The sequence below is a fragment of the Colwellia asteriadis genome (assembly GCF_039523295.1).
GTDB lineage: Bacteria > Pseudomonadota > Gammaproteobacteria > Enterobacterales > Alteromonadaceae > Colwellia > Colwellia asteriadis.
Window position 1 is genome coordinate 243,107 of the sequence record NZ_BAAAFA010000001.1, and the last position, 23,080, is coordinate 266,186.

The following is a 23,080-nucleotide window of genomic DNA, read 5'->3' on the forward strand; positions in this document are numbered from 1 at the left end:
AATTTGAAATATCAATGCATTACATTATAACGCAAAATTGATATTGCTAAAAACAAGTAACGGCTCCACATGCTTTGCATTGGAGCCGTTTATAATTTTAGTCCCTTTTATATAAAAGGAACGATAAGCAGGATTACTTCTCTGCTGTGACTATTTTAGGTGTGGCTATTGCTTGTAAATCACCATCCCTTGATTGCGAATAAATAACATCATCGCTAACTGTTGGTGTTGAGTGAATACCGCTACCATCAACTTCATGACGTGCCACTATCTCACCGGTTTCTTGATTTAACCAGTGCAAGTATCCTTCAAAATCACCAACCACAATATAATTATCAACGACTGCAGGACCAGTTACACCTCGATTAGTTAAACTTAAGTTACTCCAGCGCTCAATACCATTATTACGGTTTAACGAGTAAACGTGACCTTTCGTTGTGGTTATATAAATGTCATTACGGTATACCGCTATTTGTCTATATGAAGAGTACTGACGCTTCCAAATAATACGGCCAGACTGCAACTCAATTGAGACTAAATTACCACGAGAAGAAATGGCATACACTTTATCACCAAAAATTACCGGTGCTGAGTCTACATCTATCACGCGCTCTAACTCTGTAGTACCTGATGCTTCACCTATTTCAGTAGTCCAGCCTTGTTGGCCTTTCTCTAAAATATAAACACTTACTTCGCCCTTGCCTGTTCCAAGAATAACGCCACCTGACGCAATAACAGGAGCACTAATACCACGTAAAGTTAAAGCCGGTACGTCTTGCTCTACTTTCCAAAGCTCTTCACCAGTGTTGGCATCAAACGCTTTCATAATGCCAGAGGCAGTGTTAACGACAAGAATGTTTTCACCTAAGGCTGGCTTAGTAATTACTTCACCTTTAATATCTGCCTGCCAAACTAACTCGCCTGTTTGTGCTGATAACGCAAAGACTTTACCACTTTCAGTACCAATAAAAATTTTATCCGAACCAACTGTTGGACCACCAGCAACGAGTGCCGAAACACGAGCATCCCAAAAGCTGCGTTCATTGTTAATATCGCTTAAATCATTTTGCCACACTTCTTTGCCCGTTTTGATATCAAAAGCAATAACATCACCTTCACGGCTAGCGCTATAAACTTTGTCATAAGCAACCGCTGGTTTTAGGCGAGAAAAGTAATCATCAACACCGTCTCCAACACTACGGTCCCACAAAACTTGTGGAGTAAAAGTTTCGTTAATTTCTGTTAACTCGGCAACTAACGTGTCTGGGTCTTCATCATCGGTTGATGAACAAGCCAATAATGTAGAAGAAAGTAATAATGCTACTAATGTATTGCGATTACAAAAGCGCTTAACAAAACAGCCATCAATTTCATTTTTGAATAGGTGCATAGCCAGCCTTAATTAGTTAGCTGACTTTTCAGTCGAACTAGTTTCAATAATCATTGGCTCAGGTAAAGTAGATACTTGTGCTAAGTCATCGAGTTTCATTTGTAAATTAGTGTTGTTCGCTAAACCGTCAGCAGCAATTGCAACTTGATAAGCGTTTCGAGCTAAATCTTTTTTACCTTGCAGTAAATATGTGTCACCTTTTATTTCTTCAATAGCGGCAGTAAATGCTACAGGTAATGGAGCAGATAATGTAGCTAATGCTTCTGTATATTGCTCTAACTGAACCTGTACTCGCGCTAAACGTAAGCTGGCAATGGCTTTAATACCTTCACTTGGTGCTTTTTCGATAGCGATTGCTAGTTGCTCTTTTACTTTCGACCAATCTTGATGTGTAGCAGCTTCTTTCGCTAATGATAAGGCGGTTAATGCTGCATAACTGCTCTCACTGTTATTTTTAATAAATTCAGCAGCATTAGCTGAAAAGTCAGCATCCTCTGCTTCGCTTTCTTCAATAAGTGCTTGGTAACTATCAGATATAGCAAGTTCTTGCTCAAGTTTGTTATCTTGATATAAGTTAAAACCAATAAAACCAGCAAAACCCAAAATCACACCCGCAATTATCGTATTACCATTTTTCTCCCAGTAACCTTTAATTGCTTCTACTTGTTGTTCTTCCGTTTGATAAACTTCCACACTACACCCTTAAATTAATTCTGTTAATAAACGCGGAATTTCTGAAAATGCTACGTTTTGCTGTTCTTGTTGACCGCGTAGGTATTTAACCATTACTGTTTGTTCAGCAATTTCGTTATCACCTAAAATCAAAGCGATTTGTGCACCTGATTTATCCGCGCGTTTTAATTGTTTTTTCATATTACCGCCACCGCAGTGACATTGTAAGCGAATATTTGGCACTTCATCACGCCACTGTTCAGCCAGTTTATTTGACTCGATTTGCGCATCGTCGCCTAAAATAACGATATAAGCATCAACCTGTGGTCGAATATTAGTGACCTTATCCAACTCGGTTAGCATTAAAACTAAGCGCTCAATACCTAAGGCAAAACCAAAAGCAGGTGTTGCTTTACCACCTAACTGCTCAACTAAGCCATCGTAACGACCACCAGCACAAATTGTACCTTGTGCGCCAAGGCTTTCAGTAACCCATTCAAATACAGTGCGATTGTAATAATCTAAACCACGTACTAAACGCTCATTTAATACATATTTTATACCGGCGGCATCTAAACGCTGGCATAATGTATCAAAATGCTCTTGAGTTTCCTCACCAAAGTGATCAGATAATTTAGGTGCATTTACCAATGCTGCTTGAACTTGTGGGTTTTTACTATCTAATACTCGTAACGGGTTCGTATGCATACGACGCTTCGAGTCATCATCAAGTAACTCCTCATGTTCAACTAAATAAGCAATTAATGCTTCACGGTAATTTGCTCGCTCATCATTTGAACCTAATGAATTCAACTCTAGTGTGACAAATTCATTGATGCCAAGTTCCCGCCATAAACGTGCGGTTAGTAAAATAATTTCAGCGTCTATATCAGAAGTCGCTATACCAAAGGCTTCTAGGCCAAATTGGTGAAACTGACGATAACGACCTTTTTGTGGTCTTTCATGACGAAACATCGGCCCCATATACCAAAGGCGCTGCTCTTGGTTGTACAATAAACCATGTTGATTACCGGCACGAACACAACTTGCAGTACCCTCAGGGCGTAAAGTTAAACTATCACCATTAAGATCATCAAACGTGTACATTTCTTTTTCAACGATATCGGTTACTTCACCAATACCGCGTTTAAATAAAGCGGTTGACTCAACTATCGGCATGCGAATTTCGGCAAAACCATAGTTACTTGCCACACGGCGTAAAACACCTTCAACCATTTGCCAAATATTTGTTTCGTGCGGTAAGCAATCGTTCATACCACGTATTGCTTGTAGAGCCTTCTGTTTAGCCACTGAGCAGTCTCTCTTATACTTCTTGTGTTATCGATTATCTATCGTCTGACTTATAGTGCATAAGTCAGCGTAAACTTCATGCCGCGCGCATTATATACCTTATAAAAAGATACTTAAATGATTATAAAGCGGCTGATTTTGTGTAGTTATTCAACTTCTTTAAAGTCGATTTTATTTTTTTCATCAAGTCGCTCAGTCATGGCATGCGCTTTAGCGCGAATACGCTGCTCTAACTGATCAACTAAGTTGTTATTGTCGAAACGTTCCTTTTGACGAATACCATCAAGATAATAGCCACTTTTTTTACTGCTGCCCGTTAAGCCTAAATCAGAAACCATTGCTTCTCCTGGGCCATTAACAATACAGCCAATAATAGACACATCCATTGGCGTCATAATATCTTCAATACGTTGCTCTAATGCGTTAACGGTAGAAACCACATCAAACTCTTGGCGAGAGCAACTTGGGCAGGCAATTAAATTGATGCCTCGGCTACGCAGTTTTAATGATTTTAAAATATCAAAGCCGACTTTAATCTCTTCAACGGGGTCGGCAGCAAGAGATACGCGTAATGTATCACCAATACCTTCGGCTAATAATAAACCGAGCCCAACCGATGATTTTATTGAGCCTGAACGTAAACCACCTGCTTCGGTAATCCCTAAGTGCAATGGATTATCTATTTGCTTTGCCAATAAGCGATAAGCACCAACAGCTAAAAACACATCAGATGCTTTGACGCTTACTTTAAATTCATGAAAATTAAGTCGGTCGAGAATATCAACATGACGCATAGCCGATTCAAGTAATGCTTCAGGTGTCGGTTCACTATAACGCTCTTGAATATCTTTTTCTAACGAGCCGCCGTTAACGCCAATACGAATAGGAATATTATTATCACGAGCGCACTCAACTACACTGCGAACTCGGTCTTCACGCCCTATATTTCCTGGGTTAATACGCAAACAGTCAGCGCCGTATTCAGCAACTTTCAGGGCAATACGGTAATCAAAATGAATATCAGTAACCAGTGGTACATTCACTTGCTTTTTAATTTCACGAAATGCTTCAGCGGCATCCATAGTTGGCACACTAACACGAACAATATCAGCGCCAACCGCTTCCAAAGATTTAATTTGTGCGACAGTTGCGGCAACATCGGTGGTTGATGTATTAGTCATTGACTGAACACTAATAGGGGCATTACCGCCAACGGGTACATTACCTACCATAATTTGACGAGATACGCGGCGAATAATTGGAGATTCTTTAAACATTTTAATATATCGGGGAAGTTATCCCGTCCTATAAATATTAATGACAAATTCGTTAAGTTTTATACGTGAACTATTCTGATAACGGCAAGGTAAATTTTGCAATATTACCCGCATTAAACGCCGACATATCAATAGGCTCATTGTTGTATACTATGGTTGCTAACTCAGGCTTTCCTAAAGTAACCTGTAAAGGCGCTTTACCTTCAACAGTCATAATATAACCTGATTTTTTAACGCCCCAAGCAACACGCTCACCACTAGCATCATAAATATTGACCCAGCAATCACCTGAAAAAGTAAAAACGGCATGCGCTAAAGCAACTTCAACGTCAACTTCAATATTATTTTCTGTGCTAGTTGGCTGAGTAACACTAGTGACTTCGGGAGCCTTATTATCGTCACTCGGTAGCTCTATCTCGCTCGGATTATTTACAATATCAGTATTTACCTGTTCGCCTTCAGTGCTCGTTTCATCGCGGCTATTTTCAGCTAATTTTTGTTTCACGCTTTCATTTTCGTTAAGCTCTTCTATCGCGTTTGATGTTTGCTCATTAGACACAACTACTTCAGGTTCACTTGAAAGGCTTTCTGAATTAGAAGTGAGACTCACGGTTGTTGGCGTTTCTGTTGTTTGGGTTGGTTCACGTGATTCTTGTAACCACCACAAAACAGTCAAACCGACTAAAATAGCGATAATTAAATAGCTAAACCACATAACACGACTATGCTCTGCTTCTTTTACCGTTAGTTTTGAAAAGCTTTGCATTTCACTACGCTGTGCTTGTGCCGCACCTAATGCGTCATAACTGGCTAAAACATCATTAATATCAACACCAACAACTTTCGCATAGCTGCTCAAATAACCACGATTAAAAGTCACCGGAAGTGATGGATCTAAGTTATCTTGTTCAATACTTTCAACGAGAGGTATTCTAAAGTTAAGTCGTGTGGCAATATCAGCCTGTGTTAACGACATTTTTTCCCTAGCCTCACGTAACATTGTGCCAGGGCTTACCATAATCATATCATCACTTAATTCTTCGGCGACATGCTCACTAGAGAAGTCACCACGTTTATTGTTATTCATTAATATTCACTGTTTCCGGATTAACGACATAAAGGTTTTTACCAACATGCAGGTTTTGTTTTTCTGACATATTATTCCACGCTCTTAAAGCTTGGAGTTTGACATTGTATTTTACTGAAATAGCATAAAGGGTTTCACCTTTTTTAACAGTATGCCTTGTTGCTTTATTAGTCTTAGGCGTGTCAATAACTGCTTGCTCTACAACGGGCTCACTAATAACACTTTCTGTGACTTCCTTTGTAGGGTTATCACCTTTAGGAATAGCCGAAGTGATTTGTGAGGTAGTATCTGCCGTACTAGTATTACTCTCTTCGACATAGTCAGTAACTACCGGCAATGGAGTATCACGCTTTGCCGGCACTGGCTTAGTAAAAGTAGCACTGTTTTCCGCCTTCATACTATCAATATCAGCACTTACCATTAATGTAGAATCGTTATTGGCCTCTTCAAGCACTGTCTTTTCTGCAACTTGAGTTTCAACAATAGGTTCCACACCTGCTTTTTCATCGTCAATGGGGTCAGCCACTACGAGCTTATTTGCACTACTGGCAGCATTATTTACGCCTTTATCGCTAGTAGTATCAGCAGGTGTTGTTACTATTTTTTCAGCAGCGTTTTTTTCAATAGGTGTTTCATTAACGCTTGCTATTGTGTCACTTTCTGTAGATTCAGCTTGCTCGTCTAAACCTTTTTCAACTTTATTGTCCGCTAAGTATTGTTCTTCATTACTACTTGGCGAAACCACCGAGGCTGTTAATGCTGCTGACGTTGCTTGCTTATTAGTAATGAGTGTTTGGCTCCTTGGCTTTTTCGGTGATAATTTAACAATACGTTTTTTACCATCACTAACAGGCAGCTCTTGCTCATTATTACGCTGAGTTAGTTGATACCTTTGCGCGAGAAGATCAGCTTCAATTTGTTGCAACTCATTAAGTAAGTATTGTTTACTTTCCCACGATTGCGGATACATTCTCACCAACATATTAGCATAATTTTGCGCTGTTTTTCGTTGACCTAATTGCCAGTAAACTTTATACGCTAATGCTAATGAATCGGGAGAAAAACGATGGGTATTACGCTCAAACTTTTGTTGATAAACTTTAGCTTGTTCATAATTATTCATTGCATATTGCAAGCGCACCATCTGTAATAATGTCGCTGTTCTATTGGGGCTATGAGCAATAGCTTTATTTAAATATTGCTCCGCTTTAGTAAAGTCATCAATTTGCAGGTAACACGAGGCTAAATTTTCATAGCTTTGTGCAACCAATAAATACGAAGGAACAGCAATAGCTTTTAAGAGTTGAGTTTCAGCTTCATGAACTTTATCTTGACGACAAAGAAAAACACCATAGTTATTTAACGTATCGGCATCATTGGGGGCTAATGAAAGCGCTTTTTCGTAAGACTGCACCGTTAATTCGTTTTCGCCTACGGTTTCATAATAATGTGCAAAAGCGGTATAAACCTGTACTAAATCAGGCGCAAAACGTTTAGCTTTTTCTAAGTTCATTTTAGCTTGGGTCATATTGCCCATATTTAAATAACCTAGCCCCAAGGAAATACGGGTTGCTGCCATCTCATTTTTACTGGCACTATTTTCAACAACAGGGGTATTATTTTCGTAGCTTTGAGTAACACAAGCAGACAAGATAAAAGCCGATAGTAGCGGCACGCATTTAGGCCAAATGTTTTTTGTCAGAATTCCTATTTTTGACATACTGCTATTTAACATGCGCACTGTAGTAACCGCCTCTTATTTTTATAAATTATGCCCTTAGCTTAACCACTAAAGTGCTTTGACTGAGATAGTGTCAGCTTTACTAGTATTTTTCAATGAACTTGTGTTGGCATTTGCTTGTGTTGCAAAGCCAGTACGTTTGGTTCTATCTAAAACATCACCGGCTAATTGTCCACAAGCTGCATCAATATCATCACCGCGAGTTCTTCGGGTAATAACCGTTAAACCATAACTTTGCAGTACTTTATCGAAACGATCAATACGTGAATTACTTGAACGCTTATACGGAGAACCAGGGTAAGGATTAAAAGGGATCAGGTTAACTTTGCTCGGTAAACCTTTTAAGGCATGAGCTAGCTCATGTGCTTGGTCGGTACTGTCATTCACATGATCTAACATCACATATTCAATAGTAGCTTGTTTGTTCGCTTTCGAGCCATCAATATAGCGCGCTGATGCCGCAATAAAATCTTCTAATGGGTACTTTTTATTAATTGGTACTAACTCATCGCGTAAAGCGTTATTAGGGGCGTGAATAGAAATAGCTAACGCACAGTCAATTTTTTCTTTCAGCATATCTAATGCAGGTACTACACCTGAAGTACTAACCGTGACTCGACGCTTAGATAATCCATAACCTAAATCATTAAGCATAGTATCAAGCGCTGGGATCAGGTTTTTCATATTAAGTAATGGCTCACCCATCCCCATCATCACAATATTAGTGATAGGTCGTGTGCCCGCAATACGTGTTGCGCCAATATCATTGGCAACACGCCAAACTTGACCAATAATTTCAGACATTGATAAATTGCGGTTAAAGCCCTGCTGGGCAGTAGCACAAAAAGTACATTCTAAAGCACAGCCAACTTGAGATGATACACATAACGTCGCGCGATCATTTTCAGGGATCCAAACTGTTTCAACTTCTTGCCCGCCCTCAAGTAATAAAGCATATTTAATAGTACCATCTTCAGATACTTGCTTTTTTGAGATTTCTGGCGCACTAATAATACAATTACGTTGTAGTTTTTCGCGTAATTTTTTATTGATATTAGTCATTTGTTCGAAATCACTATACCCAAAGTGATAAATCCACTTCATAATTTGATCTGCTCGAAATGGCTTCTCACCAATTGAGTCAAAGTATTCACGCATACTTTTGTGATCAAAATTTAGTAGGTTCACTTTACCGGTAACATTACTCATACAACAAAATCTCAATAACTATAAAAAGGCGATTAATTGCTTAAGCCTTAAACAAAGGGCACGAATTGTACACTTTTCAGGCTAAAATCGCAATATTAGCTAAGAAAGAACCTTAGCCTAAAATAACAAAAGGATTTTACTAATTACTCAGTAAAATCCTTTGGTAGCTTAAAGCTCAGGCCAATATGCCTGAGGTACTAATTAACGAGTGCGTGGGCAAATTTCGTCATCAGAGAAGAAGTAAGCAATTTCACGTGCTGCAGACTCTAAAGCGTCAGAGCCGTGAGCAGCATTTTCGTCAATGCTATCAGCAAGGTCAGCACGAATAGTACCAGCAAGTGCTTCAGCTGGGTTAGTAGCACCCATGATTTCACGGTTTTTAAGAACAGCGTTTTCGCCTTCTAAAACTTGAACCATTACTGGGCCTGAAGTCATAAACTCAACTAAAGCACCAAAGAAAGGACGTTCGCTGTGTTCAGCGTAGAAACCTTCAGCTTTTTCTTGGCTTAAGTGGATCATTTTTGATGCAACAATTTTTAAACCAGCAGTTTCAAAACGGTTGTAGATTTGACCGATAAAGTTTTTAGCAACTGCATCAGGTTTTACGATAGAAAAAGTACGTTCGATAGCCATGATAAGCCCTCATTTTGTAGATTAAGTAAATTGAATAATTTAGCGAAAAACTTCCGCATAAATTTTGGGGCGCATTATAGACGAAGTAGACAAAATATCCTAATGATATTCAAATTCGCTACTGCTAATTAATTATCGGATGTGAGTTCTTAACACTAAACCAAAAAAAGCCGACATGATGTCGGCTTTTAATTCTTCATATTATAGCTTAGCTAGCTATTGCCTAACTAACTTGACTGTTAATAAAGTTACACGCTAATACGACGATATTGGCGATATGCAGGCTTCCAAAAATTGCGATTTATTTTCGCTCGTAATTCTTCTTCGCTTAGCTCTAATGCTAAGTTTTGCTGATAAGCCACTTGTGCAATTGCAAAGGCAATATCTTTACTCAACTGAGCGATTTCAGTTAATGGCGGTAACAATTCATTAGAGGTGCCATTGGCTAATGGTGATGCTGCTGCTAAGGTTTCGCTAGCAACTAATAACATTTCATCAGTCACACGGCTAATGTTAGCTGATACTACGCCCAAACCAATACCAGGGAAAATATAACTATTGTTACACTGCGCAACAGGATAAGACTGACCTTGATACTCAACCGCTTCAAACGGACTACCAGTAGCAATAATAACCTTACCTTCGGTCCAGTTAATGACTTGTGTTGGTGTTGCTTCAACTTGGCGAGAAGGGTTACTTAACGGGAAAATAATCGGTAATTCACAATGAGACTTCATCGCTTTAATCACTTCTTCGGTAAATAGGCCCGCTTGACCTGAAACACCAATTAAAATATCTGGTTTTGCGCCATGCATTACTTCAAGTAATGAAGCATACTCCTCGTTAATATCCCAATCTTTTAACAAGCTTTTATCTTGTACTAACTTCTGTTGAAAGTCGCGTAAATCACTCATGCCATCGGTTAATAAACCAAAGCGATCAACCATAAATACTTGGCTACGAGCTTGTTCTTCATTAATACCTTCACTAACCATTTGGCTAATAATTTGCTCTGCAATACCGCAACCTGCTGAGCCTGCACCAACAAAAGCAACTTTTAAGGTTGATAGTTGCACGCCACGACTGCGACATGCAGCAAGTAAAGTGCCTACGGTAACTGAAGCTGTACCTTGAATATCATCATTGAAACAACAAATTCGATCACGGTAACGCTGTAATAACGGCATTGCATTAGGCTGTGCAAAATCTTCAAACTGTAATAAAACATGTGGCCAACGACGCTTAACGGCGCTAATAAATAATTCTAAAAACTCGTCGTAAGAGTCTTGATCAATACGCTTATGACGCGCCCCCATATACATAGGATCATCAAGTAATTTTTGATTATTAGTACCAACATCAAGCATTACCGGCAAAGTATAAGCAGGGCTAATACCACCACAAGCGGTATATAAAGATAATTTACCAATAGGAATACCCATGCCACCAATACCTTGGTCACCTAAACCTAAAATACGCTCACCATCGGTTACCACTATAACTTTTACTTTATTTTTAGTGGCATTACGTAAAATATCATCAATGTTGTATCTATCTTCATAAGAAATAAATAAACCACGCGAACTACGGTATATATCAGAAAACTGCTCACAAGCATCCCCTACCGTTGGCGTATAAATAATTGGCATCATTTCAGCGAGGTGATTTTGCACTAACTTAAAAAACAAGGTTTCATTGTTATCGTGAATGGCACGTAGATAAATGTGCTTATTAATATTGGTTCTAAAGCTATTATATTGACGATAAGCACGGTCGGCTTGTTCATCAATACTTTCAAAACGCGGTGGTACTAAGCCGGTAAGGTTAAAACTAACTCGCTCTTCTTTGCTAAAGGCACTGCCTTTGTTCAATAAAGGGGTTTCTAAAAGAGAAGGTCCTGCGTAAGGGATATAAAGTGGGCGCTTTGTTTGGGTCATTATTACTTGCTGCTTATATAATTTATGAATGATGAAAATAGACAATATTGATAACGCACAAGTATAGTGCATTATTTACCAGCAACAAAGCAGACAAGCTGCTGTATTGACAAAATAATACAAGTTAGTCCATCTCAGCAATCCATGCTAGCTGAATAGCTTCTAAGACACGTTCACCGCAATGTTTAGGATCATCGTCAAAGCGCTCTAGCGCTAACACCCATTCCCGTAATTCGGTAAAATGCAATGTCAGTGGGTCAACCTCACTGTGTATTTCCATTAAGTCCAATGCAATTTCTAATGAATCTGTCCACTTTAAACCTGCTGAAGCTGTCATAGCTATTCCTTACAAAGCGCGAAATAAACATAAATATCACTTTAAAAAAGTAACTGAAAAAACAAATAATCAACCACTAACATTAGTACAAGCCAAACCAATAGCAACCTTAGTTTTTTACAAAAGGGGCAGTCTGTATGCCACCATTTAGCATCTTCTTTTTTCATTAGCTAACTCAAGCCCTAGTTATTTCCCCGTTATACTTATGCAATAATTCGCACTGGCGTTTATTGTCAATGTTAATAATTACACAACGTCACGTTGCACCATAAAATTGTATACTAACTTTAGTGCTAAATATGGTTTAATATTTCATACAATTAAATAGATCAACAATATTTGGTAGCTATGGACGCTTTCGATAAACATATACTTACTATTTTACAAAAAGATTGTACGCTCTCAAATAGTGAAATTGCCGAGCAAATAGGCTTATCAACTACGCCTTGTTGGCGGCGTATACAAGCATTAGAAAAGTCAGGAGTTATTAGAAAACGTGTCGCTTTAGCAGACCCGAATAAACTCAACGTCGGTTTATCTATTTTTGTGATGATTAAAACCAATCAGCATAACCCTGTGTGGTTAGATAACTTTGCCAATATTGTTGCGCAGTTCCCTGAAATTGTTGAAGCGTATCGCATGAGTGGTGAAGTAGACTATTTACTACGTGTTGTGGTACCAGACATGCAGGCTTATGATAGCTTTTATAAGCAATTAATCACCCAAGCTGACTTTTCAGATATTAGTTCAAGCTTTTCAATGGAAGAAATAAAATACACCACCGCATTACCGATTGATTATATAAAATAACCACCAATTGGAGAGAAAATGACACCTATTCAATTTTCAGAAGAAGAGAAAAACCAATTAGTTCATAAAATACAGCGCTACTTCAACCTTGAATTAGATCAAGACATTGGTCAATTTGATGCTGAATTCTTACTCGACTTTTTCTCTAAAGAGGTTGGCTGCTATTATTACAACCGCGGTTTGTTTGATGCGCAAGTGGTAATATCAAGTAAGTTAGACAATGTTGCTGAAACCGTCAACGAGGCTATTACTGAGATAGAAAAGCCTATTTAACCTGAACTCGGCTTAACACATATCTCTTAAGCTGAGTTCAGGTTATTTATCGATCATTTTCAATCATAGTTTTAATTTTAATCGCTTTTTCAAAATGATCTAATTGATGCTGCATTATCCACCACTGTGCAGCTTCCATTAATAATTCAGGGTCATCATTTTTATTGGCAAAAAAAGCATAAAATGACAACCCAACATTATTTCCTTTTTGCGCTATTTTTTTATTGCACACTTCAATTATTTTACTCCGTAAACTATTACGCACCTCACTCCCCTTTAGAAAATTACCAATTTTAATAACAAAACACCTGCTAAAAATATCATAACGCCACCCAAAAAACGGATATTTATTTTTATATAAAGCAAATTACATCTATTTTACATCATTAAAAGATTAAAAATAAAAACTATAAATTCAACAACTTGAAATTTAAATCCTATATTTCACAACTTTTCACACCAATTCAAGACTATTCAAGAGGCTTGTTTTTAGATAATTGCCGTTGAGTTAATTGTTTAAAAGTGTTTTCGAATAGTTTTGCCGCACAGATAAATAAAATAATGATTTATTGCGTCACAACCGCTCTTAATTACGCCTATTAATTACGCCTATTAACGGTGTCTTTATTAACGCTATTTAATAACACTTGAACGCATGGTTAGCACAACGCCAAGGAGCTTAGTCGACTCCTTACTTATTATTAAAACCGTCAATTAAAACGATTCAAAATAAAACAACAGCGGAATAACAAAATGAAAAGTCATAAATTAAGTAGAGTAAATAATGCCGTTAAATCTGCATTAATGGTTGGTGCATTAGCTACACCTTCATTGAGCTATGCATATGCAGAAAGTGACAATAATAACAGTGCAAAAACTGAAGAAGTTGAAGTTATTCAAGTACGAGGAATTCGTGGCAGTGTCGTTAAGTCTTTAAACACTAAGCGCTATGCCAACTCAATTGTAGATGCGGTAACCGCGGAAGATATTGGTAAATTTCCAGACCAAAACGTGGCAGAATCATTACAACGTATCACGGGCGTATCGATCACGCGTAACTTTGGTGAAGGAGAGCGCGTTAGTATTCGAGGCACGACAGAAAGTCAAAACCGAACGTTATTAAATGGTCAAGCGGTTGGCTCAGCCGATTGGTGGACAAACTCTGCAGCAAGTCGTGGTTTTAACTACACTATGTTGCCATCAGAAATAGTCTCTGGCTTAGAAGTTTATAAAACCCCTGAAGCCGATATTGATGAAGGCTCTATTGGTGGTACTGTCATAGTTAGAACACGTAAACCACTTGATTTAGAAGCTAATAAATTTGCTGGTTCTGCACTAGCACAATACTCTGAAATTTCAGGAGAAACCGACCCGCAACTTTCTGGCTTATACAGTTGGAAAAACGAAAATGAAACCTTCGGTGCCTTAATTTCATTAGTTAGACAAGAGCGTAACTTACGCCGCGATGGTATTGAAGCATGGAGCTGGACTGAGCGTAACTTTGTAACTCCAGATGGGACTAAATACGAAGACATATATAGCCCTGGGGGCGGTGGCTCAGCGATGTTTTTACAAGAGCGTATTCGTACTGGCGGTAATTTAACCCTACAATATCGCCCTAATGATGATACTGAAATAACCTTCAATGCCTTAAGTAGCACCATGCAAATGGATAATGAAAATCAAAACTTCTTATGGCTTCCAGGCTACAATGCCCCCGAGCCATTAGTAGAAATGGTAGATGGAGAAGAGGTTACTTACCACAGAGATTACAACTCACTGAACATTATTAACCATGCTCAAGAAGGTCAAATGGCTGTTGGCGGCGTGTTAGCTTTATCACCTAACGACAATAATATTCTTGATGAAACCAAAGTACGTAACTCTAAATTAAAAACCGAGTCTTATGATTTAAAAATTGACCACACGGGTGATGTTTGGACCTCAAGCATGCACTTAGGCTACACCGAAGGTAGCGGCGGATCACAAGCCGACCGTAGTGTTGGTTGGGGTGGTAACTACGAGCACAGTTTTGATGCGTCAAGTACACGTGATGTTAGAACAAATTATGCCGCCGATCCAGCGGATGGCAGTAAGTGGGATTTAGACTTTTTACGTTATGATAGTAATGACGCAAAAGACGATGAAAGTTATGTACAAGTAGATTTTGAACGTTCAATCGACTTAGGTATTTTAAGTGCGATTAAGTTTGGCGCTAAATACCGTGATCATAGCCGCTTTAATACTAAGCACACCACAGATAATAGAACTGATTTAAACTGGAGCTTAGCTGATTACTCTCTTGCTATGCCTTCTGATTATTTATCCGGTCAAGGCTCTGCGGGTACTTTAAAGAACTATGCGATAACTGACTCTAGTAAAATTCGTGCTGAAGGCGATGCCTTAAATTGGGATTGGCGCTTATTAAAAGCCAGTACTTTTGAAGTAACAGAAAAAATCACAGCGGGTTACTTAAAAGCTGATATTGATACTGATGGTTTACGCGGTAATGTCGGTGTGCGTTTAGTTTATACCGATCAATCATCAAGTGCTTACGCTGGTGAAGAAGGGGCTGAGCAGTGGACCACGCAAGACACTAGCTACTTTGATATTTTACCAAGCTTAAACTTAGCGGTAGATTTACAAGATGACTTATTGTTACGTATGAGTGCTGCTCGTGTTATGTCTCGTCCAGACTACGCCAAAATGACCTCTTCAACATCTTATAACAAAGAAACTCAAACTGGCACTGGCGGTAACCCTAATATTGATCCATACCGCGCTACACAGTTTGACTTAGGTTTAGAATGGTACTTTAGCGATGCTGGCCTTGTTTCTGCTGTCGTTTTCTTAAAAGATATTCAATCATTTATTGATACACAGCAATCTTTAGAAACCTTTGAAAACACTCCAATACTTATTAACAGACCTGTTAATGGTAAAGGCGGAACCATTCAAGGTCTTGAATTAGGTTATCAACATGAAGTTTATGACGGTGCTGGTTTATCTGCTAACTACACCTACGTAGACGGCCAAGCTAAAGACAGTGACGGTAACAGTATTACAATCCCGGGTAACTCAGATCATACCGTTAATTTAAGTGCCTACTACGAGGGTGATAACTTCAGCGGTCGTGTTTCTTACAACTACCGTACAGGATATGACACTGGTGAAGGTTGGCCTGGCTATGTATCAGACTACGGCCAAGTTGATGCAAACCTCTCTTATGATCTTAATGAAAATATCACCTTTATTTTAGAAGGGATTAACTTAACAGATGAGAAAACCTTTACCTATCAAAGCAAAGGTGTAGAGCAAGCATTAACCGGCTACTACGCAGATGGTCGCCGTTTAGTTGCGGGGGTACGCTTTAATTTTTAAGAGTGAATTGACTCACTCCCCTTAAGCATGTTCGTCGTTAATAATCTTATAAGGTTATTAACGACACTTATTCCAAGGCAAGGTCTTTCCCTTACACACACCCTTGGTTTTTTGCGAGTTTTAACCATGTGTTAAAGCTCGCTTTTTTTTAAGCTAATTTTAGTTAAACTTTTATTCAAACAGGTAAAATAAACGAGCAATCGCACTATAAACACAGTAGAATTAAAAAACCTTTTAAATTGTTAAACTGCTGTGGATAACTGAATTTTTCATGAGATATCATCTTATCAATACCTATGTATATTATATGATTATTTCTCTGTGCATCACTTTTAGCTTTAGCACCAAAGCTGACTTACTTTCTGCCACCCTAGCTTACAATAATGGTAACTATCAACAGGCTCATTATGAGTTTCAACGCTTAGCTAAATTAGGTCATAAAGACGCCATTTATAATATCGGTGTCATGTACCTTTATGGCCAAGGTGTTGAAAAAGATCTCATCTCAGCCCATTCTTGGTTTTCACTCGCCGCCGATTACGGTTTAGAAGAAGCTCGCTCCGCTGCTCGCTTAATAGAGCAAGAACTTAAAGGAGATAAAGCCCAACAAATCGCGTTAACCTCTAGCCTAAAAGCGCTCAATCAGTCACTCAGTTTTGAACTATACACTCAAACATTACAGCCCGTTTTTAACGAAAAAAAATATACTAATCATAATAACCAACCGCCCTTAAGAGTGCATACTGTTGATGCTATTTACCCAAAAGAAGCTTACGAAAAAGGCATTGAAGGCTGGGTATGGTTAGAATTTGACGTAGATAAGTCCGGTGCGGTTAAAGATGTCGACATTATTGATGCTTTTCCCGATAAAACCTTTAACCGTTCCATATACAATGCTGTACGTCGTTGGCGTTATGAGCCTTTTAGAGTTGACGGAGAGCTTGCAAACTATGGCAGTCGCTCATTGTTGTATCACTTTACCACTTTTAAAGGTAAACGTTATCAAGCAAGCTTTGCCCATCAAAAGAAAGATTATCAGAAAAAAATTAACTTACTCATTGAAGGTGCAGAGCAAGGAAACGCGCTAATTCAGTATTATATTGCCAACTGGCTGGTAGCCGACGAATATAATGCCACCCGTTTATTGCGATTTCATTGGCAGCAAGAAACAGCTAGCTCAGACTTATTACTTGAGTCTGCCATTAACGGCTACCCTAACTCACAATATCGCTTAGGGACTAATTTACTTAGAGGCGAGTACACCAAAACCGATCGTAAAAAAGGCATTAACTGGATATTAAATGCAGCGCAATCAGGCTTTGTTTATGCGCAATATCGCTTAGCACGAGAACTACTCGACCAACGTCATATTGAATACGACAAGCAAAAAGCGAAGCGCTGGTTAGAAAGTGCCGCCAAGCAAAATCATTTTCGCGCGCTACGTGATTTAATCAACCTAGAGTTAGCCGAGAAAAATTATCAACGGGCTAATTCATACATTATTCAAGCATTAAAGTTAGATGATGAACATCCCGACTTGTTATTCGCACAAGCGAAGGTACTAGCCAATACTCAACAAAGTGCTAAAGCAAAAGTCATATTAACCTTAGCGATTAAAGAAGCGAAAGCCAGACAGTGGTACTTTAAAGAAATAGAAGAGTACTTAACTACAATTAGCTAAGTTTACTCGCATTTAACTGCACTCTCCCTTTATAGTTACAGGTTTTGCTCTTTTTTCTGTAATAAAATATCGGTTTCAAAGCCCTCTACTTTTGAGAAAGCTAACTGTTTACCGTCTGATGAAGCACTAATATTAAGCATTAAATGGGTATCCTGCTCATGGTTACCAATATTAGCAATTTTAATATTTTCTTGTGACTCAAAATGATACAAATATAACGTTAATACATTGCCTTGTTTTACCACATAATAAATGCCTAAATCGAAGATATACGGACGATATAACATAAATGATGGTGCTAAATTTTCAACTGGTAATAGTTCTGCTAACTGGTGTGTTAAAAAAACATTAATTATTTCACGATAATACTTATACGATGGGTTAATTTTTCTTATTTCATCAACCGACAATAGTTGCTGCTCTGTTTCAATATCAACAACCGCTTCGCTAATTAATTCTGTAGTAGAAAGTTGCATATCATAGCGCCAATTCTGTACTAGTTTAGCGCTACGTGTAGTGAAATTAATTTGTTTGCCGTCTGAAGACCAGTTAACTTTTTCAACATTTTTATAGTCTGAAATAATCGGCACCATATGACGGCTATAAATATTAATTAAGTACAAGTTATGCTGACTATCGCCTAGTAATAAATTCTCAGAGTTAGCTGACCATAATAAAAAACGTGGCAAGATACTTTCTGGCAAATTAACTAATAAATTAGCGGCTTTTTTGTCTTTGTTTTTTAACCAAATTTCTACATGTTTTAAACCATCCATCGAGCGGCGCTGATAAGAAACAAAAGCGGTTTGACGACCATTGCTTGATAGTGTTGGTAAAATATCAGTTCGTGCTGATGAAGAGAGTTGTTGAATGTCGACCGATTGTTGCATCGCCAATGACTTAACTTGCAGAGTATATAAATTGACATTAATCAAGCCTTCAGCATGTGCAAGTTGTTGATTAATGGGGTTCAAGTCAATATCAGGGATGAAACCTATAGGTAAGTGCACCACTTCACTCTCGCCATTAAGTGACACTAAACGTAAATTCTCATTACCCAGCCAAAAACTCTGCTCGCTTTCGTTCCATTTAAGCCCCCAGTATTCTTGCTCGCGTTGTTCGATAGCTCTGCGAATCGAGGTCTGCAAGTTCAAATGTTGTAATACATACCCTTGAGGCTTTTTCTCTACAAATAACAATTGTTGTGAGGTTTTATCTAAGTCCATCAAAATGGGAGCAATGTTATCAACTTGTTCTTGCTTGATGACACTTGGATAGCCCTCTAAAGACAAAGTAAATTGCGTTAAAATTGGCTGATTATTTTGCCATTGCTGTACATACAAGGTGTTATCGTTATACCAATGCATTTTTTGACGGCTAAAGCCGACTTCACAATAAGCTAAATGAAAGTCAGGACTTAATCGCCAGGTTTCCACTGGGTTGCTAACAGACATTACTCTAATTTCACAACTAATAGGGTCATGACGATAATAAATTAACCAATTACCATCGGGCGACCACTCTGCAGCCTCTTCACTATATCCTGTACTTTTAAAAACATGTACTGATTGACTTTGCGCGTCATAAACCGCCAAGTCCATTTGACTACGACGGCTATCGCTTTGGCTAAACGCTAAATAACGCCCTTGCGGAGAGTAGCGCAAATAACTTTCAGGGCCTGGTGTTGAGGTTAATCGCGACTCGTAACTATAGTGGGGGATTTGCAAACTGGGTTTTGCTAGTTCGATGATCCCCATCGTAAGCCCTATCCCCAATAATGCACTGCCGCCACCAATCACCAAATAGGTAAGGCGCTTATTTCGACTACTTTGTACGGTTTTTGCAACTTGCTCAGGAAAAGTAAGCTCGGCAATAAGTTGATAACCCACTCGGGGAACGGTCTTAATAAAACGCGGGGTATCTTTATCGTCATGTAGTGATTTTCGTAACTGGGTTACCGCCTGCGAAACCGAGTTATCACTAACAATAGTGTCACTCCACAGAGCATTCATTATTTGATTTCGAGACAGCGCTTTACCATGATTTTTAACAAATAAATGCAATAGTTTAAGCTGCCTAGCCTCAACGGCTAGCCACTCATTGTTAATTAAAAGCTTTAAACCGACAAAGTCGACTTCTACTTCATTAACTTTTACTTTTTCAATTGGCTGCTGCGGCATTAAATCATTACAAGTAGTAGTGTTAATTATGGTCAATAGACCTAACAAAGGGTATTATGGTTAGTTACAAACGAGGTTAATTATTAGTATTAAAATCTCATTAAATTACAGACGAAAGAGCAAATAATTAACTGACTCTATTCTATGCTGCACAAGCCGCTATATCAATTGATAAAACCGCTAACAGCCTAAGTTTTACAATGAAGATATACCGTTGAAAAATATTATATTATCGGTAGTGGTTCTACTATTACAATTTTAGCAATAACGGCACAATGTAACTTATTTGCTTATAACTAAAAACAACACAAATGAGTAATTTACAACATGAGTAATATGAAAATTTCAATAAGGTTTTGCGTTAATCTATCAGTGCTATTAAGCACCTGCGCATTAACCGTTTTCGCTGAGGAACAGCCGACACAGAAAACAGCATCAACGATTGATTCTTTAGAAAAAATTCAAATTCGTGGTATTCGTGGTAGCTTAGTCAAGTCAATTGAAACCAAACGTTATAACAATGCAATTGTCGATGCGATAACCGCTGAAGATATTGGAAAGTTTCCCGATAAAAATGTTGCCGAGTCATTACAACGTATTACCGGCGTGTCGTTAACTCGTGTACAAGGCGAAGGTGAACGTATTGGTGTTAGAGGTACAGCGCCAAGTCAAAACCGTACTTATATTAACGGACAAAATATTGCCTCTGCCGACTGGTGGATTTCTTCACAGCCTAACCGTGGCTTTAATTACACTTTATTACCCGCAGAAATTGTCAGTTCGCTAGAAATATATAAATCTCCAGAAGCCGATCATGACGAGGGTTCACTTGGTGGCTCAATTAATATTAAAACGCATGCTCCACTTGAAACTCAAGACAATATGTTTGTTGGCACAGTGCAATTACAATACAGTGATATTTCACAAAAAACCGATCCGCAACTGTCATTATTCTACAACTACATTAACGACGCTAAAGACTTTGGCGTAATGGTGTCATTAACTCAGCACGAGCGCAGTTTGCGCCGCGACGGTTTAGAGTCTTGGGGTTGGGCTGAACGTAATTATAATAAAACCGACCAAGGCGGCTTACGCTTAACACAAAATGAAGAAGCCGATTTAACTAATGTTTGGTCGCCCGGTGGCGGTGGCTCAGCAGTATTTGAACAAAATCGAGAGTTATCAAGTGCCATGGTTGCTATACAATATCAACCTAACAATGACTGGAATATTGAACTAAACACCCTTTACTCGGTATTAAATGCTGATAATACTAATCAAAATTTTCTTTGGCAGCCCAGCACTGTTTATGACCGTGGCGGTGAAATAAGTGCTTATCAACTTATCGATAACACCTTAACACAGGCTAACTACACGAAAGTACCAAGTACTAACAGTAAAGGTGTGCCTTTTAGTACAGCGATGGAAGCGATTTGGCGAGAGTCGAGTATAGAAACCAGCTTAGTGCACTTACTTGCTGAGCACACGGTAGATTACTGGAAAATGCAATACCAAATAGGTTTCACTAAAGCGAGCGGAGGAACCAGTAAAGACTTTACTTCACAATGGTCTGCAAACACTGATTTTTCGGTTAATTTACGCACTCCTAAAGATATTGTCGCTCAATATCAAGTTGATCCATTATCTGCAAAAGACTGGCAAATATCTGAGGTTAGAGAAGATGCTCAACACTCTGATGATAGTGAGTTTTTTTTACAAGGAGATTTTGAATATCAATTAGATCGCCCTTTTATTCAATCAGTAAAGTTTGGTGCTAAATTTAAACAGCACCAACGAGACTTTATTCGTTTGCGCTCTAAAAACAGTGACTATACGGGGATGGCCAGAGAATTAGATTGGACTTTAGCTGATTTTCCAGCCGCATTTCCATCGCATTATTTATCAGGCGTTGGCTCCAATAAAACTTTGAAGGATTATGCCTTCGCAGATATTAACTCGCTTAATAACGCATACCAAACCCTTGATTTTGTACAAGGAGAAGAAAAACCGAGTACTTTTGATATTACCGAAACCAGCTTAGCCGCCTACGGTAAAATGAACTTTTCAGGGGATTTTTATCGCGGCAATCTAGGTGTTAGGCTGGTTCACACCCAACAAGATGCTGACGCCTATGAAAAGGTGTCTGAAGTTGAGAGCATTTATAGAGAGTACCTTTGGACTCAAACCAGTAAAAGCTATACCGATTTTCTTCCTAGCATTAATATTGCCATCGACTTAAGCGATAATGTTTTATTAAGGCTTGCAGCGTCAAAGGTAATGTCTCGCCCTGAATATAATCATTTAATGCCTTCAACTAACTATAACGTAACGCAAGCACAAGGTGCTGGTGGAAATCCTGACTTAGATCCCTTTAGATCGACTAACTTTGATTTAGGTATAGAGTGGTATTTTGACCATACCTCTTTGCTGTCAGCTGCCGCTTTTCATAAAGATATTCAATCATTTATTGATATTAAACGTTCTCAAGAAGAATATGAAAATATTAATATGATTATCAACCGCCCAGTTAACGGCAGCGGTGGTAGCATTTATGGGCTTGAACTAAACTTTCAAAAAGAGCTTTTTTATGGTGTTGGTATTATTGCCAATTATACCTTTGTTGATGGCGAGCGTAAGGAGCTAATAACAGGCAAAAACATTCCTATTCCAGGTAATTCAAAGCATAGTAGTAATTTTACCACCTATTTCGAAAATGACTGGCTGAGTACTCGCCTAGCTTATAACTTTAGAACTGAATTTGCGACTGGCGTAGGCGAAGAAATCACTGATGATTATGGCCAGTGGGACATTAACGTGTCTTTCATGATAACGGAGTCATTATCACTTGTTTTTGAGGGAATTAATTTAACCGACGAAGTTAATTACACCTATGAAAGAAATGAATTTGCTCCTATCGGTATTTATAAAAATGGCCGTCGCTATTATGCTGGCATCAGAGTGAGCTTATAACTATAAATTATTAGCAGAAAGTTAGCATAGACAGATACGGTCAAGCCTTTTTTTCATGGTAAGAAAGTATTCATGCTAACCTTCGTATAAATTTGCGATGTAAATGGCGAAGATCATGAGCACTTTTGTCGTTAGCTTTATCAAACTGCCTATTGAGCAGCTGCATTATATTGCCTACAATAGCGCAATTT

General features: G+C 38.5%; 17 protein-coding genes. 5 read left to right on the forward strand and 12 right to left on the reverse strand.

All coding sequences use genetic code 11. The features are described from left to right. Positions 1-133: 133 nt before the first annotated feature. From bamB to iscX, 10 genes are all read right to left on the reverse strand, one after another. Positions 134-1,390: an outer membrane protein assembly factor BamB gene (gene bamB, locus ABD005_RS01000; RefSeq protein WP_343813876.1), complete on the reverse strand. Its 1,257-nt coding sequence runs from the start codon at positions 1,388-1,390 to the stop codon at positions 134-136. 12 nt (positions 1,391-1,402) lie between these two features. Further along, positions 1,403-2,083 (reverse strand): YfgM family protein, encoded by a 681-nt coding sequence (locus ABD005_RS01005; RefSeq protein ID WP_343813879.1) that lies wholly within the window; start codon positions 2,081-2,083, stop codon positions 1,403-1,405. Between the two features lie 9 nt (positions 2,084-2,092). Beyond that, a complete protein-coding gene (hisS, locus tag ABD005_RS01010) occupies positions 2,093-3,373 on the reverse strand; it encodes a histidine--tRNA ligase (RefSeq protein ID WP_215979675.1) in 1,281 nt (426 codons plus the stop codon). Between the two features lie 146 nt (positions 3,374-3,519). Then, the gene (gene ispG, locus ABD005_RS01015) at positions 3,520-4,650 is read right to left on the reverse strand and encodes a flavodoxin-dependent (E)-4-hydroxy-3-methylbut-2-enyl-diphosphate synthase (RefSeq protein WP_343813883.1); all 1,131 of its coding nucleotides are present in this window, start codon (positions 4,648-4,650) and stop codon (positions 3,520-3,522) included. 70 nt (positions 4,651-4,720) lie between these two features. Further along, on the reverse strand, positions 4,721-5,737 hold the full coding sequence (locus tag ABD005_RS01020) for a RodZ domain-containing protein (RefSeq protein WP_343813886.1): 1,017 nt from the start codon (positions 5,735-5,737) through the stop codon (positions 4,721-4,723). Continuing rightward, complete coding sequence (gene pilW, locus ABD005_RS01025; protein ID WP_343813889.1) at positions 5,730-7,457, reverse strand: type IV pilus biogenesis/stability protein PilW; 1,728 nt, start codon at positions 7,455-7,457, stop codon at positions 5,730-5,732. Before pilW ends, ABD005_RS01020 begins: the two co-directional genes overlap by 8 nt. A 69-nt stretch (positions 7,458-7,526) precedes the next feature. After that, positions 7,527-8,687: a dual-specificity RNA methyltransferase RlmN gene (gene rlmN / locus ABD005_RS01030; RefSeq protein ID WP_343813892.1), complete on the reverse strand. Its 1,161-nt coding sequence runs from the start codon at positions 8,685-8,687 to the stop codon at positions 7,527-7,529. Between the two features lie 201 nt (positions 8,688-8,888). After that, positions 8,889-9,320 carry a nucleoside-diphosphate kinase gene (gene ndk, locus ABD005_RS01035; protein WP_033092026.1) on the reverse strand — a complete coding sequence of 144 codons (432 nt, stop codon included), beginning with the start codon at positions 9,318-9,320 and terminating at the stop codon, positions 8,889-8,891. A 248-nt stretch (positions 9,321-9,568) separates the two neighbouring features. After that, positions 9,569-11,257 carry an NAD-dependent malic enzyme gene (locus ABD005_RS01040; RefSeq protein ID WP_343813901.1) on the reverse strand — a complete coding sequence of 563 codons (1,689 nt, stop codon included), beginning with the start codon at positions 11,255-11,257 and terminating at the stop codon, positions 9,569-9,571. A gap of 124 nt (positions 11,258-11,381) precedes the next feature. Further along, the gene (gene iscX, locus ABD005_RS01045) at positions 11,382-11,594 is read right to left on the reverse strand and encodes a Fe-S cluster assembly protein IscX (protein ID WP_343813904.1); all 213 of its coding nucleotides are present in this window, start codon (positions 11,592-11,594) and stop codon (positions 11,382-11,384) included. Positions 11,595-11,942: 348 nt separating this feature from the next. On the opposite strand from iscX, the gene ABD005_RS01050 reads away from it, so the two are divergent. Then, entirely contained in the window at positions 11,943-12,404 is a 462-nt protein-coding gene (locus tag ABD005_RS01050) for an Lrp/AsnC family transcriptional regulator (RefSeq protein ID WP_215979682.1), read from the forward strand. Positions 12,405-12,422: 18 nt separating this feature from the next. Then, entirely contained in the window at positions 12,423-12,677 is a 255-nt protein-coding gene (locus ABD005_RS01055) for a DUF2164 domain-containing protein (protein WP_215979683.1), read from the forward strand. Positions 12,678-12,723: 46 nt separating this feature from the next. Here the strand turns inward: ABD005_RS01055 and ABD005_RS01060 are convergent, their stop codons facing one another. Continuing rightward, entirely contained in the window at positions 12,724-12,942 is a 219-nt protein-coding gene (locus ABD005_RS01060) for a DUF6500 family protein (RefSeq protein ID WP_215979684.1), read from the reverse strand. 488 nt (positions 12,943-13,430) lie between these two features. Between ABD005_RS01060 and ABD005_RS01065 the strand changes: the two genes are divergently transcribed. Together ABD005_RS01065 and ABD005_RS01070 are read left to right on the forward strand one after the other, a co-directional pair. Continuing rightward, positions 13,431-16,058 (forward strand): TonB-dependent receptor, encoded by a 2,628-nt coding sequence (locus ABD005_RS01065; protein ID WP_425544875.1) that lies wholly within the window; start codon positions 13,431-13,433, stop codon positions 16,056-16,058. 307 nt (positions 16,059-16,365) lie between these two features. Continuing rightward, positions 16,366-17,739 carry a TonB family protein gene (locus tag ABD005_RS01070; RefSeq protein WP_343813913.1) on the forward strand — a complete coding sequence of 458 codons (1,374 nt, stop codon included), beginning with the start codon at positions 16,366-16,368 and terminating at the stop codon, positions 17,737-17,739. 35 nt (positions 17,740-17,774) lie between these two features. Here the strand turns inward: ABD005_RS01070 and ABD005_RS01075 are convergent, their stop codons facing one another. Continuing rightward, positions 17,775-19,919, reverse strand: a complete 2,145-nt coding sequence (locus tag ABD005_RS01075; RefSeq protein WP_343813916.1) for a winged helix-turn-helix domain-containing protein — start codon at positions 19,917-19,919, stop codon at positions 17,775-17,777. Between the two features lie 336 nt (positions 19,920-20,255). Here ABD005_RS01075 and ABD005_RS01080 point away from each other — a divergent pair, with 336 nt between their 5' ends. Further along, the gene (locus ABD005_RS01080) at positions 20,256-22,889 is read left to right on the forward strand and encodes a TonB-dependent receptor (protein ID WP_343813919.1); all 2,634 of its coding nucleotides are present in this window, start codon (positions 20,256-20,258) and stop codon (positions 22,887-22,889) included. Positions 22,890-23,080: the final 191 nt, after the last annotated feature.

Excerpts from the sequence above, each read along its gene's own strand:
- bamB (WP_343813876.1), bottom strand. The coding sequence starts at position 1,390 with ATGCACCTATTCAAAAATGAAATTGATGGCTGTTTTGTTAAGCGCTTT.
- ispG (WP_343813883.1), bottom strand. The coding sequence starts at position 4,650 with ATGTTTAAAGAATCTCCAATTATTCGCCGCGTATCTCGTCAAATTATG.
- ABD005_RS01020 (WP_343813886.1), bottom strand. The coding sequence starts at position 5,737 with ATGAATAACAATAAACGTGGTGACTTCTCTAGTGAGCATGTCGCCGAA.
- pilW (WP_343813889.1), bottom strand. The coding sequence starts at position 7,457 with ATGTCAAAAATAGGAATTCTGACAAAAAACATTTGGCCTAAATGCGTG.
- rlmN (WP_343813892.1), bottom strand. The coding sequence starts at position 8,687 with ATGAGTAATGTTACCGGTAAAGTGAACCTACTAAATTTTGATCACAAA.
- ndk (WP_033092026.1), bottom strand. The coding sequence starts at position 9,320 with ATGGCTATCGAACGTACTTTTTCTATCGTAAAACCTGATGCAGTTGCT.
- ABD005_RS01040 (WP_343813901.1), bottom strand. The coding sequence starts at position 11,257 with ATGACCCAAACAAAGCGCCCACTTTATATCCCTTACGCAGGACCTTCT.
- iscX (WP_343813904.1), bottom strand. The coding sequence starts at position 11,594 with ATGACAGCTTCAGCAGGTTTAAAGTGGACAGATTCATTAGAAATTGCA.
- ABD005_RS01050 (WP_215979682.1), top strand. The coding sequence starts at position 11,943 with ATGGACGCTTTCGATAAACATATACTTACTATTTTACAAAAAGATTGT.
- ABD005_RS01055 (WP_215979683.1), top strand. The coding sequence starts at position 12,423 with ATGACACCTATTCAATTTTCAGAAGAAGAGAAAAACCAATTAGTTCAT.
- ABD005_RS01065 (WP_425544875.1), top strand. The coding sequence starts at position 13,431 with ATGAAAAGTCATAAATTAAGTAGAGTAAATAATGCCGTTAAATCTGCA.
- ABD005_RS01070 (WP_343813913.1), top strand. The coding sequence starts at position 16,366 with ATGATTATTTCTCTGTGCATCACTTTTAGCTTTAGCACCAAAGCTGAC.
- ABD005_RS01075 (WP_343813916.1), bottom strand. The coding sequence starts at position 19,919 with ATGCCGCAGCAGCCAATTGAAAAAGTAAAAGTTAATGAAGTAGAAGTC.
- ABD005_RS01080 (WP_343813919.1), top strand. The coding sequence starts at position 20,256 with ATGAAAATTTCAATAAGGTTTTGCGTTAATCTATCAGTGCTATTAAGC.